We start from the raw sequence: 16,839 nt of genomic DNA on the forward strand, positions 1-16,839 counted from the left end.
ACGAGCGAAACGATCACCCGGAGAGGGTTCCAGCAGACGGTGATGGCGCGCCAGACCACCCGCGAGCAGGAGGGATGAGTTTCCGAACGGCACACCCAACTGGAGCCCCTCAGCGATTGGTTGGGGCCTCTTCTGGGTGACGTCCCGCCCCTCTGTCCCCCGTGAGAGCGACAAGCGAGTGTCCACCGCAAGGTGACGATTCCCCAACATCGAATCCGTAGTGTTCGAATCGCCGCGGAACGCCGGGCCGCGGACCGGAGAAGGAACCGGAGTCGGAACCGGCAAAGGGAGTCCACGTCATGAAAGCCTGGAAGGTAGTCCTGCAGGTAGTCGTCGTCTTCGGGGTCTACGCGGTGTGCGGCGGTCTCACCAACGGGGTGAAGGACAACCCCTGGCTCTCGCTCCTGGTGGGCGCCCTCACCGTGGCCGTGATGACCTTCGTCTACCGGTGGGCCGTGCGGCGCACCGAGAACCGCGAGGTGACCGAACTGCGGGGGAAGGAAGCGACGAGCGCGACCTTCTGGGGCCTGGTCTTCGGCACGCTGATGTTCCTCTGCGTCATCGGCAACATTTACTTCCTCGGTGACTACAAGGTCCACGGCATCGACTCGGTGAGCGGGGCCATCGGGCTGATCGGCTTCATGGCGGCCGCCGCCTCGACGGAGGAGATCATCTTCCGCGGACTGCTGTTCCGGCTGCTGGAACGCGGCACGGGCACGTACATCGCCCTGGTACTGTCCGGCCTCGTGTTCGGCGCCATGCACCTCCTCAACGACGACGCCACCGTCGCCGGCGCCCTGGCCATCGCCGTAGAGGCCGGCGTCATGCTCGCCGCTGGTTACACCGCCACCCGCAACTTGTGGCTGCCGATGGGCGTGCACTTCGCCTGGAACTTCATGGAGTCCGGCGTCTTCAGCACCCAGGTCTCGGGCAACGGCGACACCCACGGTCTGCTGGACGCCACCCTGTCGGGCAGCCATCTGATCACGGGCGGCGAGTTCGGTCCCGAGGCGAGCATCTACTCGGTGGTCTTCGGCACGCTGCTGGCGGTCTGCTTCCTGGTCGTGGCCCACCGCCGAGGCAACATCGTCCCCCGGCGCCGCGCCGAGCGCGTCGACACCCTCGCGGCGCTCGCCCGATGACGGAACAGCGATCCGCCGGTTCGCCGGAGCACTGGACGGACGGAGCCGGACACCGCGAGAGCGGTGCCGGGCACCGGCCGACCGGGCTCCGGCTACGGCCGTTGGTGAACCGGGCCCGCCTGGACGGCATCCGACACCGTCTGGACAGCACCCGGAAGCGGCTCGGTGGAGTCTGGTACCGGCTGGACGTCGTCGTCCGGGACCTTCCCTTCGCACTCCTCCTCCTGATCGGTTCCTTCCTCCCGGCGCTCCGCAGCAACGGAACGGTCATCGGGGGTGTCCCCGATCGCCCGCACGACGCGGTGGCCGTCGTGGTGATCCTCCTCGAGACCCTGCCCCTGGCGGTGCGCCGGCGGTGGCCGGCCCTCTCCCTGACCCTGGTGTCCGGCGGGTTCGCCGTCGACCAGCTCCTCGGCTACCACACCTTCGCGGCCACCGCGATGGGCGTCGTGCTGGTGAGCACCGGCTCGCACCTGGAACGGCACCGCCGGAGCTTCGTGGCCGGCCTCACCGTGGCGTACGTGGCGCTGTCGGTGGGCCTCTCCCACCTCGGCACGGGCGAGACCGCCACGGAGTTCACGACCTTCTACATGGCGCTGGGCCTGGCCTGGGGCGCCGGAAGCTGGCTCCGCACCACCCGGCAGGCGGAGGCCGAACGTCGCAAGCGGGTCGCGGTGGAGACACGGAACGCCGAACGCACCCGGATAGCGAGGGAGTTGCACGACGTCGTGACCCACCACGTGACGGCGATGGTGGTGCAGGCGGAGGCTGCCCGCTATCTGACCGCCGCGCCCGAGCGGCTGGAGCAGTCCCTGAGCGCCGTCTCCGATACCGGGCGCCGGGCGATCACCGATCTGCGGCATCTGCTGGACCTGCTCAATCCCGATCACGGCACCGGGAATGGCGGCGATGCCGCGGCCGAGCCGAGGACACCGGCCGTCGGCCGCGTCCTGACCCTCGTGGAGCAGACCCGCCGGGCGGGCCAGCCGGTGGAGTTCACCGAGGAGGGCGCCCCGCCGGAGTCCACCGGCAGTTCCGACCTCGTGGCCTACCGGGTGGTGCAGGAAGCACTCACCAACGCCCTCAAGTACGCTCACGGCAGCCGCACTTCGGTCACCGTGCGGCACGGCGAGAGGGAGACCACCGTGGAGGTCAGCACGGACGGCACCGGCTCACGGGCCGCCGCCGTCGGTGGCAGCGGACGGGGGCTGGCCGGTCTGCGCGAGCGGGTCGACGTGCTCGGCGGGGACTTCAGCGCGGGCGCCGTCGCGGGCGGCGGCTTCGTCGTCCGGGCGCGGATACCGGCCGGGGGCCGCTCGTGAATACACCTCCGCCGTCCGGGTCCGCGCCGACCCGGGTGCTCGTCTGCGACGACCAGGCGCTGATCCGCATGGGCCTGGTCACCATCATCGACGCCCAGCCCGACATGGAGGTGGTGGGCGAGTGCGGTGACGGCCGGAAAGGAGTCGACCTCGCCCGCGAGCTCGACCCGGACGTCGTGGTCATGGACATCCGCATGCCGGTCCTCGACGGCCTCGAAGCCACCCGCCTGCTGGCGGGGGCCGGGGTCGCCCACCCCGTCAAGGTCCTCGTGGTCACCACGTTCAACCTCGACGAATACGTCTACGAGGCGCTGCGCGCCGGAGCGAGCGGCTTCCTCCTCAAGGACGCCCCGCCCGACCACCTGCTGCACGGCATCCGCACGGTCGCCATGGGCGCGGCGCTCCTCGACCCCGAGGTCACCCGCCAGCTCGTCGGCCGGTACGCGACCCGCATCCGCCCCACCGACAGCGCCCCCGAGGACATTCCGCTCACCCCCCGCGAGCTGGAGGTGCTGCGGCTGATCGCGGACGGCCTGTCCAACAGCGAGATCGCCGCCGCCCTCGTTATCAGCCAGGAGACGGTGAAGACGTTCGTCTCCCGCATACTCACCAAGCTGAACCTGCGCGACCGCGTCCAGGCGGTCGTCTACGCGTTCCGTCGCGGCCTGGCGAGCTGAGCCCCCACGGGCCTGGGGCGAATTCAAGCGGTCGTGGCAACACCGCTGGTCATGCGGCTGTTGTCAGTAGCTTAGCGAGGCGCTCGGCTGGGGTTTCCCAGCCGAGCGTTTTACAGTCCCCCTCATCATCCACAGGAAACGCACGGCTCAGCAGCCTGATCGGAATATTGACACCCTTCAGGGGTCGGTGGCTGTTGAAGTGGCGTGCGTAGTCGTGGAGGATCTTCTCGGCGTGACCACGGCCGAAGAGCAGGACACGGTCGGTGCACTCTTCCCTCACCGAGCGGATGAAGCGTTCTGCGTGTGGGTTGCAGTTGGGGCTGCGTGGAGGGATCTTGGTCACAGTGATGTCCTCGCTGGCGAACACGGCGTCGAAAGCGGCCGTGAATTTCGCGTCCCGGTCGCGGATGAGGTGAGTGAATTCTGCTGCGTGCTCACCAAGTTGCCACAGGAACTGCCGGGCCTGCTGAGTGACCCATGCGGCGGTGGGGTGAGCGGTGACGCCGAGGATATGGACGGTGCGGGTATGCACCTCCATGACGAACAGTGCGTAGAGGCGCTGCAGGCTGATGGTGTCGACATGGAAGAGATCGGTGGCGAGCAGGCCGTTGGCCTGGGCCTTGAGGAAGGCAGCCCACTCACCGCGCGCCGGCTGGCGGCGCGGCGCGGGGCCGAGACCGGCAGCACGCAGCACCCGACGGACGGTGGTGGGGCTAACTTTGTACCCGAGGCGGCGCGGTTCGCCGTGCACGCGCCGGAAACCCCATCGGGAGTTCTCGGCGCCGAGCCGGATGAGTCGCGGATCTCCTCGGGCAGCGGAGGCCGCCCGGTAGACGGCGACTGCGTCCACTTCTGCTTCACCAGACGCTGGTGCCAGGCCGGCAGGGTGCGCGGTGAGGCGATCCGGTGTTCGCGCAGGGGGCGGGGGAGCAGTCGGGACAGGGCGGCGAGCAGTGCACGGTCCGGCCATCCGGGCTTGGGCGAGGTGACCTGCCGACGCAGAACCGCGAGCTCGTGCCGCAGGATCAGTATCTCTACATTCTTGGTCGCAGCGGATCGAGTCATCAGGAACAGCCACGCGAAGATCCGCGTGGCGATCAGGTAGGTAAGCCGTACCAGCATGAGGACTGATCATGCTGGACACCAGGTGGCCACGTATGTTGCCCCAGGTCAGGTCCGGTGAAGCCATTCTGGAACGCTACGGGCATCCTCCACGAGTACCGACACGCAGCGTGACCTGCACGGATGAAGTTTCCGGCAAGGGCAGTGCGTTGCGCGACACCGAGCTGGTGCCGGAGCATCAAGATCTCGACATCTTTCGCCGCACCCAGGGCACCAGTGCTGCCGCAGGGTTCGAATAGCACATTGTCAGTCGCAGTAGCACGATCGATTTTCATCTCGCGTGGACCACCGGCCACGCGAGAGCGTCTGCACGACCGACTGTGGCCGACGACCGTCGGGACTCGGTGCACCCGCTCCGATCCGGGCTGATGGCATTCTCGGCAAGCACAGTCGCATGAACTGCGCACCCGAGGCATCGAGCCCACCTGGATCCGCGGCGGCCTCAACAATGGCGCTGGAACGAGAGCAACGTCATCCGTACCAGGTGATGTTGCAGATATAGATGCAGTGATGGCGTGGTACTGAGAGGAAGCTGATGAAGCCGCGTCCGCCGAGAATGTCGAATTCTCGGAGTCCGCCTTCTCGGTCGAAGGGCCGACCCACCTTTACCGCGTCGACTCCAAGCGCGGCGAGTTCGGTCGCCAGTCGCTCGACCTCTGCTACGATACCTGGCGCAAGTCCGTCGGCGACGTACTCCTCACTCGGGTTGTACTCCCAGGTCCAGTCGGTCACAGCCCCGCCTCGGCCTCCGCGGCCTTACGGATCTGCTGAATTTCGTGGATGGCCGCCGTCGGGTCCTGTTCGGCCATATCGACGATCTGCTCGAGTTCACGGAGGCGGGCGGCGCGTTCCGGGTGCCGCTCGATGGCGACGAACACGGCCCATGAGTGGACGAAAGCCCGCAGGGGCGCGAGGCTCTGTGTCTGCTGTGCGTTTGTGGTCGCCTCGAACAGGTGCTGAGTGAGCGCAGGGACTCTGCTGGGAGCGATCCGGGCGACAGCCGTGCGCAGTGCGTCAGGGGTGAGGTCGGGCATGGGGATCAGGGGTCCATACGGGCCGTCTGGCTGCGCACTCACGATGACCTCCTGTGCAGGGTTGCTCGTCGTACCCTACCGTGCGGGCGCGGTAGCCGTGGGAGACCCTTGTCCGCTCCGCATGCCGTCGCATGGCGTGGCTGTTGCTATGGGGGAGTGGCTGATTGCCGCGTTCTCCGTAGGCGCGCAAGGGCGGGGTACGGTTCTGAACCGAGCGCTACGGTGCGGTACGGATTGTCGCGGAGAGTTGCCGCGCGGCTGGGGGTCAAGGGGTCGCAGGTTCAAATCCTGTCGTCCCGACCAGCGTTTTCGCAGGTCGGAGGCCGTTTCCGTGGGTAGCGGAAGCGGCCTTAACCGTTTCCCGGCTGGGAGCAATGGGTAGCCCTCTGGGAGCCCTCGTGCTCCCAACTCGCAGACGTGTCAACGGTGCCCGATTCGTCCGTCACCCGATCCGGTACACCTACAGCGCCGTACCGCGCTCCTGTGCGCCGTCGTCAACCGTAGGCCCCTGGCGTCACCCTATTGATTTCGGATGCTCTGTGCATCGAGAGGCATAAGGCCCCTTGTCGGCTCCCGACCCTGTAGCGCCTCAGAATGGCTTCACTGGTTGTGAGCTGGGATTTTTCCTATGGTCAGCTGGCTCGGTGGTACTCGTTGATGAGGCCTGCGACGGCTTGTCGGCGTTTGATCCGGGCTGCAGGCAGGGGGATGACGTTCGGATTGTCGCTGGGCGCGAGTTGGTCACGGCCTTGGTGGGGTCGGTGGCTGTTGAAGTGGTGTGCGTAGTCGTGGAGGATCTTCTCGGCGTGGCCACGGTCGAAGAGCAGGACACGGTCAGTGCACTCTTCCCGTGCTGAGCGGATGAAGCGTTCTGCGTGTGGGTTGCAGTTGGGGCTGCGTGGAGGGGCCTTGGCCACGGTGATGTCCTCACTGGCGAACACGGCGTCAAAGGCGGCGGTGAACTTCGCATCCCGGTCGCGGATGATGTGAGTGAATTCGGCGGCCTGATCGCCGAGTTGCCACAGAAACTGCCGGGCCCGCTGAGTGGCCCATGCGGCGCTGGGGTGGGCGGTGACGCCGAGGATATGAACGGTGCGGGTGCGCACCTCCATGATGAATAGCACGTAGAGCCGCTGCAGGCCGATGGTGTCGACATGGAAGAGATCGGTGGCGAGCAGGCCGCTGGCCTGGGCTTTAAGGAACGCGGCCCACTCACCGCGCGCCGGCTGGCGACGCGGCGCGGGACCGAGACCGGCGGCACGCAGCACACGCCGGACGGCGGCGGGGCTGACCTTGTGCCCGAGGCGGCGCGGTTCGCCGTGCACGCGTCGGAATCCCCATCGAGGATTCTCGGTGCCGAGCCGGATGATCAGGTTGCGGATTTCCTCCGGCAGGGGCGGTCGCCCGGTAGACGGCGGCTGCGTCCACTTCTGCTTCACCAGACGCCGGTGCCACGCCAGCAGGGTGCGTGGGGAGACGATCCGGCGTTCGCGCAGGGCTTGGGGGATCAGCCGGGTCAGAACGGTGAGCAGCGCGCGGTCCGGCCAGCCGGGCTTGGGCGCGGTGACCCGTCGACGCAGAACCGCGAGCTCGTGCCGAAGGATCAATATCTCCGCATTCTTGGCCGCAGAAGATCGAGACATCAAGAACAGCCACGCGAAGATTCGCGTGCCGATGAGGTAGACAAGTCGAACCAGCACGAGGACTGATCATGCCTGGTACCTGCTGGTCAGGTGCGTTGCCTCAGATCAACCCCGGTGAAGGCATTTTGGAGCGCTACGCCGGCAAGCCTGTGGCACGCCACTCGCATGATCAAAGAGCGTCGCCACGGCCGTCCGCCGATCAGCCGATGGGCTCGGCCACGATGAGCTGGAACCGCTCGAAGGACAGCTTCACGGTGTTGTGCTGAGCAGTGGCAGTTCCGAGTGACTTGCCGGTGAACGGGTCGGTCAGGCGGTACCGCGTGCGGCCCAGACCGCGCAGCTCGACCGTCCCGTCCCACTGGTCGGCGTAGAAGGCGTAGTGGAGGGTCCGCTTCGTGGCCACGACATGCGCCTCGGGCTTGTCGAAGCCGATGTCGTACAGCTCACCGCGGTACTCGCCGGTGGGCAGCATGTTCTTCTCGTACAGGGACACCCACTTGCGCCAGAGGACCTCCTTCTCCGGGGTGAGGTCGGTCGCCTTGTCCGGGGCTCCGGTGCCGGGGAGGGTGAACTTGGTCGACAGGACGGCTCCGACCCCGTAGGAGGACGCGAAGTCGTCGCCGCTGTCGCTCAGTTCGACGTGGTCGCCGGCGTAGCTGCTGCCCGCGCCCATCAGCGCCTTCATCGACTTGCCCTTGCTCCGGACCTGGTAGGAGGACTCCGGGTCCGAGCTGGGGTACTGGTCGACGTAGGGCAGGTTGTGGAAGGCGAAGGCGGTACCGCAGGGGCAGAGTTCGACGAGGGCGTCGGGGTTCGCCGCGTGCGCGGCTTCGTGGATCGCCTTCCAGAACCGCGCCACGCCCTCGGTGGATTCCTCGGGGCGGGCGTGCCGGTGCTTCGGGTTGTAGCAGGGTGCGACGCTGTTGAGGTGCTGGCCGTCGATCTTGAGCCCCTCGTAGCCCCAGTCGCCGATGAACCTCTTCGCCTGCTCGACGAAGTAGTCCACGGTCGGCTGGTAGGCCGGGCAGAGCGTGTAGGCGTCCCACCAGGTGACGTCCTGCTTGTTGCCGTCGCGGTCCAGCAACAGCATGTCGGAGCGGTCCCGGATCAGGTTGCTGTCGGGGTCCGCCGCCAGCGGGGCCCACCACAGGCGCGGTCGCAGGCCGGCGTCCCGTATCTCCTTGGTGAAGGCCCGCATGTCCGCTTCGCCGCGCGGGAACTTCGTCGTGTTGATGTCCCAGTCGCCCTCGTTGGTCTGCCAGCCGTCATCGAGCACGACCCAGCGCAGGCCGACCTCGTGCGCCTTCGGCAGCGTTCCGGTGACCTGCTCGACGGTGAAGTCGCGCTCGTAGCCCCAGGCACACCAGATGGGCTCGAAGGCCGAGGCGGGGACCTTGGGAGCGCGCTGGCCGATGTCGCTCATGTAGTCGCGGTACCGCTGGAGCGGCACGAAGTGGTCGCCCGGGAGGGCGGTCAGGAACGTGGTGTCGGTGCTGAGCCGACGGCCCGGCTTCAGGGTGCGGGCGGTGTAGTCCTGGATGGCGATGCTCGCTCCGGCGTCCGTCTTGCGGACCGGCATGCGCAGGATCGTCGCCACGGGCTCGACGTGTCCGACGGAAAGGCCCGCGCCCCGGCGCCAGACGGTCGCCAGCGGCGTGCCGCCGCCGTAGTCGGAGGAGTCCATCCCCAGCGAGTTCTCCTGGACGTAGCCGTCCTTCACCGGCATCACCCAGTCGCGGCGGTCCGTGTACGTGGTGCCGGAGAAGGTGTAGAAGCCGCCGGGGGTCTCCAGGAGTTCGTGGGCTCCGTTGCGCCACCCGGTGACCTTCAGTGCGGTGGAGGACCTGTTGGTGTAGGTCACCTTCATCACGATCATGCCGGTAAGACGCTCGAAGGAGGTCAGCTCGACCGTCTTGTGCACGCCTTCCTTGGACGTGCCCTCGATCGTCACCCGGACGCCCGCGCCGTGGCGGGGGTGCCGGGTGGCGCGGGTCCGGTGTCCGCGGTAGGCGAACGCCTCGATGGCCTTGTCGCCCACCAGCAGGGCTTCGCCGGCGTCGAAGCGGGTGAGGTCGACGCCCTTAAACGCGACCCGGCTTCGCAGTTGGTCGTCGAACTCCAGGGTGATGGAGGTGTCGCCGACTCCGACGAGGTCAGGATCCGAGTTCGGTGCGGCGGCCGCGGGTGAGGCGCCCATGGCCACGGCGGGGATGGCGGCCAGGCCGGCACCCCCCAGCGCGACCTTCAGTACGCTTCGCCGGTTCATGTCCGTCATGTCGAACTCTCTTTCGGTCGTGCGTGCCCGACTGGGGCAGCTGCCTTCTGTCCGTCGTGGTGGATCGTTCAGGTCGAGCCGCGTGCTCGCGACGAGGCGACCGTCCGTAAGGCTGGCCGATGCCTGGTCTGCTACTGGTTTTCGCAGTGGGTCGGGTGGGGTCGGGGGACGGCGTGGCGTCCGAACGGGCGCCCCGGTGCGAGGTCGCCTCCGGCGGCAGTGCGCGGCCATCCTCGGTGAGCTGCGACAACGCTGCCTCCATCACCGGAGAGTGCCCGGGGCACGGCGAAACGGAAGGTCGCTCACGGGCGACTTCTTCATCACCGGGTGGCCTGCTGCGAGAACGTAAGTGGTATTCGAGTGGCATGTCAACGGGTGGGCCGCCCGGACGAGGGTTCGCGCCGTCGATCGAATTGGTATGTTTCTGGTATGACGGATGCGAGAACGCCGATGCCCAGAGGTCTGTTCGGGGACGATGCCCTCCCGTTGTACGAGCGCACGGCCACGCAGTTGCTCGAGGACCTGCGCGCCGCTGCCGCCCGCCCCGGTGACCGGCTGCCCTCCGAGCGGGCTCTGGTCGAGCGGTACGCCGTGTCGCGCGTGACGCTGCGAGCGGCCCTCGCGCAATTGGAGTCACGGGGCATCGTGCGGCCGTCGTCGTCGCGCGGGTGGTTCGTCGCCGAGCTCGGTCTGCTCCCCGAGGCGACGATGACGTCCGGCTCGGCGGCCCCGCAGGTCCAGGGGTTCGCCGACTATGCCCAGGCCAACGGCTTGACGACGGCCGGCAAGGTGCTCTCCGCCACCGTCCGCCCGGCCACGGTGTCCGAGGCCGAGCAGCTCCGGATCGCTCCGGGCGCCGACCTCTTCGACCTCCACCGACTGCGCTTCCTCGACGGTCTGCTGGTCGTGCTCGAGCACAACCGGCTTCCTTTGGCGGCCTGCCCGGCCTTGGCCGAAACCGACTTCAACACGGCCTCGCTCTACGCCACCCTGCGCGCCGCCGACCCGCCGCAGCTGCCCCGCGTCGCCGACTATTCGGTCGAGGCCCGCCACCCGACGCCACGGGAGATCGAGCTGTTCGAGATCGGGGAGACCATGCCGATGCTCGTCGCGACCCAGCTGACGTCGAACCAGGAATCACGCCCGATCGAACTGACCGTCCAGGTCTACCGGGGGGACCGCTACCGGTTCCGGGCCTCCATCACCAATCAGGGCTGATTGATCACCGCAGGTCACGGAGACTCTCCTCCTGCACCACGTACCAGCTGCGGGGCGGACGTGATGCGCGGTATCGAATACCAGATGCATACCAAAATAAGACTATTGACGGCCAGCAATGAGACCAGTACCGTCCCCTCTGGGCTCCGGGCCAACGTGGCGGAAGGGCTCAAAATGCACGTTGAGTAAGGGGTTGGCAATGCAGAGCCCATTGAGCGAGGTGGTCCGGCGCCAGAAGGCCGGACAGCCACAGGGCATCACCTCGGTGTGTTCGGCTCATCCACTGGTCATCGAGGCAGCCGTGGTGCAAGCACGGGAGAGCGGCGGTCATGTACTGGTGGAGGCGACCTCGAACCAGGTTGACCAGTACGGCGGTTACACGGGCATGCGGCCCGCGGACTTCCGCGACCTCGTGTACCGCATCGCCGCCGAAAGTGGTCTGCCACTGGACCGCGTGATTCTCGGCGGCGACCACCTGGGACCGAACCGGTGGCAGTCCCTGACGCCCGACGAGGCGATGGAGCGGGCCGACGCCCTGGTCGCCGCCTACGTGGCGGCGGACTTCACCAAAATCCACCTGGACTGCAGCTTCGCCTGCGCCGGTGACCCCGTACCGCTGACCGACGACGTGGTCGCCGAACGCGCCGCGCGGCTGATCCGCGTGGCCGAGGAGACGGCCGGCCCCGAGCGGGCCGAGCGGATCCGGTACGTGATCGGTACCGAGGTGCCCACACCCGGCGGCGCGCACGAGACGCTCGGCGCTCTCGTCCCGACCACGCCCGAGGCGGCGCGCACCACTCTGGAGCAGCACCGCAAGGCCTTCGCCCGGCACGGCATCGACGAGGTCTGGAAGCGCGTCATGGCCCTCGTCGTCCAGCCGGCCGTCGAGTTCGACCACCTTCAGGTCGTCGACTACCGGCGGGAGCTGACCGAGGAACTGCGCAAGGTCCTCGACGACGAGCCCACCATGGTCTACGAGGCCCACTCGACCGACTATCAGACCGCCGAGGCGCTCACCGCGCTGGTCGAGGACCACTGGGCGGTCCTCAAGGTGGGCCCCGGGCTGACCTTCGCCCTGCGCGAGGCGCTGTTCGCCCTCGCCGCGATCGAGGACGAACTGGTGCCGGCCGCCGAGCGGTCACGGCTTGCCGAGGTCGTCGAGCGGCGGATGCTCGCGGAGCCGGCCACATGGGAGGGCTACTACCCGGGCGGCGCCGCCGAGCAGCGCCTCGCACGCCGCTACAGCTACAGCGACCGGATGCGCTACTACTGGCCCGACCCCGAGATCGAAAAGGCCCAGGCCCGGCTCCTGGACAACCTCTCGGCCGTGGACATCCCCCTGCCGCTGCTCAGCGCACATCTTCCGCTCCAGTACGCCCGTGTCCGCCACGGCGAGCTCGCCGCCCGGCCGCGCGACCTGGCCGTGGACCACGTCCGCGATGTTCTGCGCGACTACGACCGCGCCTCCCGCCCGAACCAGAAGGAGCACGTGTGACCACGCCCTCCGGCACGCTGTCCTTGGACGACGGCGCTGCCCACACCGTCCGCGAGATCGCCCAGCAGCCCGCGCTGTGGCGCGAGGTCGACCGGATCGTCTCGGCCTCCCGGGACTCGCTGGACGCCTTCCTGCGTCCGCTCGTCGCCCGCGGCGACCTGCGCGTGGTGCTCACCGGCGCCGGCACCTCCGCCTTCGCCGGCCAGGTGCTCCAGCCCGCCCTGGCCCGGCGTCTGGGACGGCGCGTCGACGCGGTTGCCACCACGGACCTCGTCGCCGACCCCCGCGGCTGTCTCGCCGAGGACGTTCCCACGCTGCTGGTCTCCTTCGCACGGTCGGGCGACAGCCCGGAGTCCGTGGCCGCCACCGCGCTGGCCGACCAGGTTCTCTCCGAGGTGCACCACCTCGTGATCACTTGCAACGAGCAGGGCCGCCTGGCGCGCGAACACGCGGAGCTGCCGAAGTCCCACGTGCTGTTGATGCCGCCCGGGTCCAACGACCGCGGCTTCGCCATGACGTCGAGCTTCACGTGCATGACACTCGCGGCACTGCTCGCCCTGGGCGGCAGCGCCTACGACGGCGTCGCCGAACGCCTGGCCCGGGCAGCCGAGTCGATCACCGACAGCAGCGCTGTCGACCGCACCGTCGGCGCCCTCCTGGAGAGCGCGCCCGAGCGGATCGTCTTCCTCGGCAGCGGCCCGCTGAAGGGCCTCGCCGAGGAGTCGGCGCTGAAGGTGCTCGAGCTCACCGGTGGGACGCTCATGGCCGTCGCGGAATCCTCGCTGGGATTCCGGCACGGTCCCAAGGCGGTGCTCCACGACCGTTCGGTCGCGGTGGTGTACATGTCGAACGACCCGTACACCCGCAAGTACGACCAGGACATCTATGCGGAGCTGCGCGGAAATCTGCCCGCCGGCAGCGTCGTCACGGTCTCCGCGGACTCCGGCGCGGGAACGGAGGGCACAGGCACCGACGCCTGGCCGCTTCCGGGCCTCGCTGGCGTCGAGGATGTCGCCCTGGCGCTGTCCGCCGTGGTGTACGCCCAGCTCATCGCCCTGCGTGCCTCTCTGGCCCGGGGCCTGCGGCCCGACAACCCGTTCCCCTCGGGTGAGGTCAACCGCGTGGTGCAGGGCGTGACCTTGCACTCCTTGCATAACTGATCAAAGGCATCGACGGCGCGGTTCGAGGGCGCCGGACGGAGGTACAACGATGTTCCTAGGTGTCGACGGTGGCGGTACGAAAACCGCATTCTGCATGGTCGACCGGTCCGGACAAGTCGTGGCGCGAGCGCAGGCGGCAAGTTCGTACTACTTCTCCCACGGCATCGAGCTTGTCGAGCGTGTGCTGAAGGAAGGCGTCGAAGCTGTCTGCGCGGCGGCCGGGCTGACCCCTGCCGACATCGAGTACGCCTTTTTCGGGCTGCCCGGTTACGGGGAGGCGGCCCGCGATCTGCCCGTCCTGAACGCGACCCCGCGAGCGGTGCTCGGGCACGACCGCTACGCCTGCGACAACGACATGGTCTGCGGCTGGGCCGGTTCACTGGGCGCGGTCGACGGCATCAACGTCATCAGCGGCACCGGTTCGATGACCTACGGCGAGCGGCTGGGCCGGGGCGTGCGCGTCGGTGGCTGGAGCGAGATGTTCGGCGACGAGGGATCGGCGCACTGGATCGCGGTCCGGGGCCTCAACGCCTTCTCACGGATGGGCGACGGACGGCTCCCCGAGGGCCCCCTGGCCGAGGTGTTCCGGCGCCACCTGGATCTCGCGTCCGACCTCGACGTGATCGACGTCGTCCACAACCAGTGGCAGGGCGACCGGAGCCGGATCGCCGCGCTCAGCCGCTCGGTGGCCGAGGCGGCCGCTCTGGGCGACGAGGCCGCCACGGAGATCCTCACCGACGCCGGCCGGGAACTCGCCCTGCTCGTCGAAGTCACGTGCGAGCGGCTGGAGTTCGGCCCGGACGAGACCGTACCGGTCTCCTACTCCGGCGGCACCTTCGGCGCGCACACGGTTCTGGAGGCGTTCGCCACCGGACTGAAGAATCGTTTTACCAACTATGAGCTGCGACGCGCTCTCTACGAGCCTGTCGTAGGCGCCGCCCTGTACGCGGCAAAACTCGCCGGAACCCCGCTCGACCAGCCCGCGCTCGACGCGCTGCGCATGGCCCCCGGGACCCCTGCCTCAGGAGAGGACGACCGATGAACAGAGGCTCAAAGAGCTGGATCGTGTACGCGTCGCTGCTGGTCCTGTTCTGGGGTGTGTGGGGCGCCTTCTCCAGCGAGCCGAACAGCAGGTACGGCTACCCCAACGAGATGATCTACATCATCTGGGCCTTCACGATGCTCATACCCGCGTACTTCGCGATGCGCGGCAACACGTTCGACCGCCGGCCGATCGCCGCCGTGTACGGACTGATCGCGGGACTGACCGGTGCAGGCGGCCAACTCCTGCTGTTCCACGCGCTCGCCAACGGCCCGGCGTACCTCATCTTCCCCCTGGTGTCGCTCTCCCCGGTGGTCACCGTCCTCATGGCGATGGCGCTGCTGCGGGAGCGGATCAACCGGCTCGCCCTCGTGGGTGTCGTCGCGGCACTGGCGGCGATCGTGCTGCTCAGCATTCCCAGCGGCAAGGACGACTCGAACTCGCACGGCCCGTGGCTGCTGATGGCCATCCTGATCTGCGTCGCCTGGGGCGTGCAGGCGTTCTGCATGCGCAAGGCCGCGGTGGTCGGGGTCAACGACGCGACGACCTTCGGCTGGATGACCATCAGCGGACTGCTGCTGGTTCCGGTGGCGTTCGTGATGATGGGCGAATTCCCGTCCGACGCTCCGTGGCAGGCGCCCGCGCTCACCGCGGTGACGCAGGTCCTCAACGCGGTCGGCGCGCTGTTCCTGGTCATGGCGTTCAGCCGGGGCAAGGCCACGGTCGTCGCCCCCATCACCAACGCACTGGCACCGGTGCTGACCATCGTGCTGTCCCTGGCCGTCTACCAAACGCTCCCCAACGTATGGGGCGCCCTCGGTATCGTGCTGGCCCTCGCAGGCTCGACCCTGATGGTCTACAGCGACGAGAAGAGCGGCGAGAACTCCGTGGCCCCGGGCGCGGCGGACGACGGCGCGGACGTGAGTCCGGCCCCGCAGAAGTCCTGATCGCCCACATATCCGTACCGGCCGAACCACGTAGCAATACGGGCCGACACCGGCCCGTACTCACCGAACCGACATGAAAGCGAGGGGACACCTTTATGCCCCTGGTTCCCACGCGCGAACTCGTCTCGAAGGCCGCCGCCGCAGGCCGGGCCGTCGCGGCGTTCAACGTGATCACGCTGGAGCACGCCGAGGCGATCACCGCCGGCGCAGCCGCCGCGGGCGCCCCGGGGGTGATCCTGCAGATCAGCGAGAACGCCGTACGGTTCCACGGCGGCCGGGTCGAGCCGATCGCGCGGGCCGCGGCCGAGGTCGGCAAGGCCTGTGACGTCGACGTCGCACTGCACATGGACCACGTGACGGACATGCGGCTGCTGCGCACGGCGGCCGACGCGGGGTTCTCCTCCGCGATGTTCGACGCCGGGGCGCAGCCGTACGCCGAGAACCTCGCCGCCACCCGCGCCGCGGCCCAGTGGGCCCACGGCGCGGGCCTGTGGCTGGAGGCCGAACTCGGCTATGTGGGCGGCAAGCCCGACGCCCCCGCGAGCGCCCACGCGGCCGGGGTGCGCACCGACCCGCAGGAGGCGGCGCGCTATGTCGCGGACACCGGCGTGGACGCCCTGGCCGTCGCCGTCGGCAGCAGCCACGCGATGACCGAACGCTCCGCGACCCTGGACCACGCGCTCATCGAACGCCTGCGGGAGGCCGTGCCCGTACCTCTGGTGCTGCACGGTTCGTCGGGCGTCGGCGACGACGATCTGCGACAAGCCGTCCAGGCGGGCATCGTGAAGATCAACATCGGTACCGCTCTCAACGTCGCGTTCACCGGCGCGGTCCGCGAAGCGCTGGGGGCCCGGCCCGGCCTGACCGACCCCCGCCCCTACGTCGCCCAGGGCCGGGAGACGATGGCGGAGACGGTCCGGGTCCTTCTCGGCGTGGTGAGTGGCTGAGCGGGCCCGAAGCTTTCCCGCACCTGATGTCGCCTGGTCGGTGACGGGTTCCGTGCGTCGTGGGCACCGCCCCCGTGCTGTGATCATGAGTATTCGAGGGTGTCTGGGGTGTGCGGCTGTCACCCTGCGTAGTGCGGTCTACCGCAGTTGGGGTGCAGGCAGCGTGATGCCCCCTTCGAGTGGTGAAGGGGATGCATCAATGATCGCGACAAAGGCCGGTTTCCTTAACCGGCGATCGTCGGCTATGTTGCACCGCCGCTGGCGGGCCTGAGTCTCGCGGACTGGCCCCATTGGCCTGGGCTACCTCGTTCCCGGAGTTGGCTGTCGGGCAGCGTCAGCGGAAGCGCCGGAAGGGCGACTACGTCGGCGCACCAGAAGTTTCGCGGGGCGCGTAGGCGATGACGGCTTGCAGCGCGATGTCCACGGCGGCGTGCAGTTGTGCCCGTGTGGCGCCTGCGGCACTGTGCACGGCCATGCCCTCGCTGACCACGGTGACATTGCCCTTGCCAGAAATCTCATCCGTGCAGGTCACGCTGCATGTCGGTATTCGTGGAGGATGCCTCCGAGGCGATCGTGCCGACGTATGTTGAGGCGGGCTAACGTGTCCGGCTCGTCGATCGGCGGGGGCAAGGGGTGGACCGGTCTGGCGTTGGCGATGCCTTGGTGTGGTCGATGTCCGTTGTAGAACTGCTCGAACTCGTGCAGGGCGTGGAGGAGGTGCCTGTGCCGTTCGGAAACTCGTCGTTCCCGGTCAGGCGGCGTATCTGTACTCGTTGATCACGCCGCCGAGTATTCGGGTGCGCAGAACCCGGTGA

The 16,839-nt window shown here is 68.4% G+C and carries 16 protein-coding genes; 10 read left to right on the plus strand and 6 right to left on the minus strand.

Features of this window, described 5'->3' with window-relative positions:
- Positions 1 to 299: 299 nt before the first annotated feature.
- The 3 genes from ACFYOY_RS48450 to ACFYOY_RS48460 are packed head-to-tail and all read left to right on the plus strand — an operon-like array spanning position 300 to position 3,141.
- A complete protein-coding gene (locus tag ACFYOY_RS48450) occupies positions 300 to 1,142 on the plus strand; it encodes a CPBP family intramembrane glutamic endopeptidase (protein ID WP_351906069.1) in 843 nt (280 codons plus the stop codon).
- The gene (locus ACFYOY_RS48455; protein WP_351906072.1) at positions 1,139 to 2,464 is read left to right on the plus strand and encodes a histidine kinase; all 1,326 of its coding nucleotides are present in this window, start codon (positions 1,139 to 1,141) and stop codon (positions 2,462 to 2,464) included. The genes ACFYOY_RS48450 and ACFYOY_RS48455 overlap by 4 nt, the downstream gene beginning before the upstream one ends.
- Positions 2,461 to 3,141, plus strand: a complete 681-nt coding sequence (locus ACFYOY_RS48460) for a response regulator transcription factor (RefSeq protein ID WP_351906075.1) — start codon at positions 2,461 to 2,463, stop codon at positions 3,139 to 3,141. Before ACFYOY_RS48455 ends, ACFYOY_RS48460 begins: the two co-directional genes overlap by 4 nt.
- A 49-nt stretch (positions 3,142 to 3,190) precedes the next feature.
- Here ACFYOY_RS48460 and ACFYOY_RS48465 read toward each other — a convergent pair whose 3' ends face one another.
- Positions 3,191 to 3,991, minus strand: a complete 801-nt coding sequence (locus ACFYOY_RS48465; protein ID WP_388594467.1) for an integrase core domain-containing protein — start codon at positions 3,989 to 3,991, stop codon at positions 3,191 to 3,193.
- Between the two features lie 283 nt (positions 3,992 to 4,274).
- Here ACFYOY_RS48465 and ACFYOY_RS48470 point away from each other — a divergent pair, with 283 nt between their 5' ends.
- Entirely contained in the window at positions 4,275 to 4,502 is a 228-nt protein-coding gene (locus tag ACFYOY_RS48470; protein ID WP_388594470.1) for a hypothetical protein, read from the plus strand.
- 232 nt (positions 4,503 to 4,734) lie between these two features.
- Here ACFYOY_RS48470 and ACFYOY_RS48475 read toward each other — a convergent pair whose 3' ends face one another.
- The 4 genes from ACFYOY_RS48475 to ACFYOY_RS48490 form a co-directional block, all read right to left on the minus strand.
- On the minus strand, positions 4,735 to 4,995 hold the full coding sequence (locus ACFYOY_RS48475) for a hypothetical protein (RefSeq protein ID WP_351906081.1): 261 nt from the start codon (positions 4,993 to 4,995) through the stop codon (positions 4,735 to 4,737).
- Positions 4,992 to 5,339, minus strand: coding sequence for a hypothetical protein (locus ACFYOY_RS48480; RefSeq protein ID WP_123107486.1), 348 nt, complete (start codon positions 5,337 to 5,339; stop codon positions 4,992 to 4,994). The genes ACFYOY_RS48475 and ACFYOY_RS48480 overlap by 4 nt, the downstream gene beginning before the upstream one ends.
- A 590-nt stretch (positions 5,340 to 5,929) precedes the next feature.
- On the minus strand, positions 5,930 to 6,997 hold the full coding sequence (locus ACFYOY_RS48485) for an integrase core domain-containing protein (protein ID WP_388594474.1): 1,068 nt from the start codon (positions 6,995 to 6,997) through the stop codon (positions 5,930 to 5,932).
- 142 nt (positions 6,998 to 7,139) lie between these two features.
- On the minus strand, positions 7,140 to 9,215 hold the full coding sequence (locus tag ACFYOY_RS48490) for a glycoside hydrolase family 36 protein (protein WP_388594476.1): 2,076 nt from the start codon (positions 9,213 to 9,215) through the stop codon (positions 7,140 to 7,142).
- Positions 9,216 to 9,644: 429 nt separating this feature from the next.
- Here ACFYOY_RS48490 and ACFYOY_RS48495 point away from each other — a divergent pair, with 429 nt between their 5' ends.
- From ACFYOY_RS48495 to ACFYOY_RS48520, 6 genes are all read left to right on the plus strand, one after another.
- Positions 9,645 to 10,433: a GntR family transcriptional regulator gene (locus ACFYOY_RS48495; RefSeq protein ID WP_043236804.1), complete on the plus strand. Its 789-nt coding sequence runs from the start codon at positions 9,645 to 9,647 to the stop codon at positions 10,431 to 10,433.
- A 199-nt stretch (positions 10,434 to 10,632) separates the two neighbouring features.
- Positions 10,633 to 11,928, plus strand: coding sequence for a D-tagatose-bisphosphate aldolase, class II, non-catalytic subunit (locus ACFYOY_RS48500; protein ID WP_351906091.1), 1,296 nt, complete (start codon positions 10,633 to 10,635; stop codon positions 11,926 to 11,928).
- Positions 11,925 to 13,088, plus strand: coding sequence for an SIS domain-containing protein (locus tag ACFYOY_RS48505; protein WP_351906094.1), 1,164 nt, complete (start codon positions 11,925 to 11,927; stop codon positions 13,086 to 13,088). Before ACFYOY_RS48500 ends, ACFYOY_RS48505 begins: the two co-directional genes overlap by 4 nt.
- Before the next feature lie 49 nt (positions 13,089 to 13,137).
- Positions 13,138 to 14,130: a BadF/BadG/BcrA/BcrD ATPase family protein gene (locus ACFYOY_RS48510; RefSeq protein WP_351906097.1), complete on the plus strand. Its 993-nt coding sequence runs from the start codon at positions 13,138 to 13,140 to the stop codon at positions 14,128 to 14,130.
- Positions 14,127 to 15,077 carry a DMT family transporter gene (locus ACFYOY_RS48515; protein ID WP_351906100.1) on the plus strand — a complete coding sequence of 317 codons (951 nt, stop codon included), beginning with the start codon at positions 14,127 to 14,129 and terminating at the stop codon, positions 15,075 to 15,077. The genes ACFYOY_RS48510 and ACFYOY_RS48515 overlap by 4 nt, the downstream gene beginning before the upstream one ends.
- 95 nt (positions 15,078 to 15,172) lie before the next feature.
- Positions 15,173 to 16,024: a ketose-bisphosphate aldolase gene (locus ACFYOY_RS48520; RefSeq protein ID WP_351906103.1), complete on the plus strand. Its 852-nt coding sequence runs from the start codon at positions 15,173 to 15,175 to the stop codon at positions 16,022 to 16,024.
- A 358-nt stretch (positions 16,025 to 16,382) separates the two neighbouring features.
- Here ACFYOY_RS48520 and ACFYOY_RS48525 read toward each other — a convergent pair whose 3' ends face one another.
- Positions 16,383 to 16,556, minus strand: coding sequence for a hypothetical protein (locus tag ACFYOY_RS48525; RefSeq protein WP_351906106.1), 174 nt, complete (start codon positions 16,554 to 16,556; stop codon positions 16,383 to 16,385).
- Positions 16,557 to 16,839: the final 283 nt, after the last annotated feature.

Source organism: Streptomyces sp. NPDC007875, assembly GCF_042868035.1.
Taxonomy (GTDB): Bacteria; Actinomycetota; Actinomycetes; order Streptomycetales; family Streptomycetaceae; genus Streptomyces; species Streptomyces antimycoticus.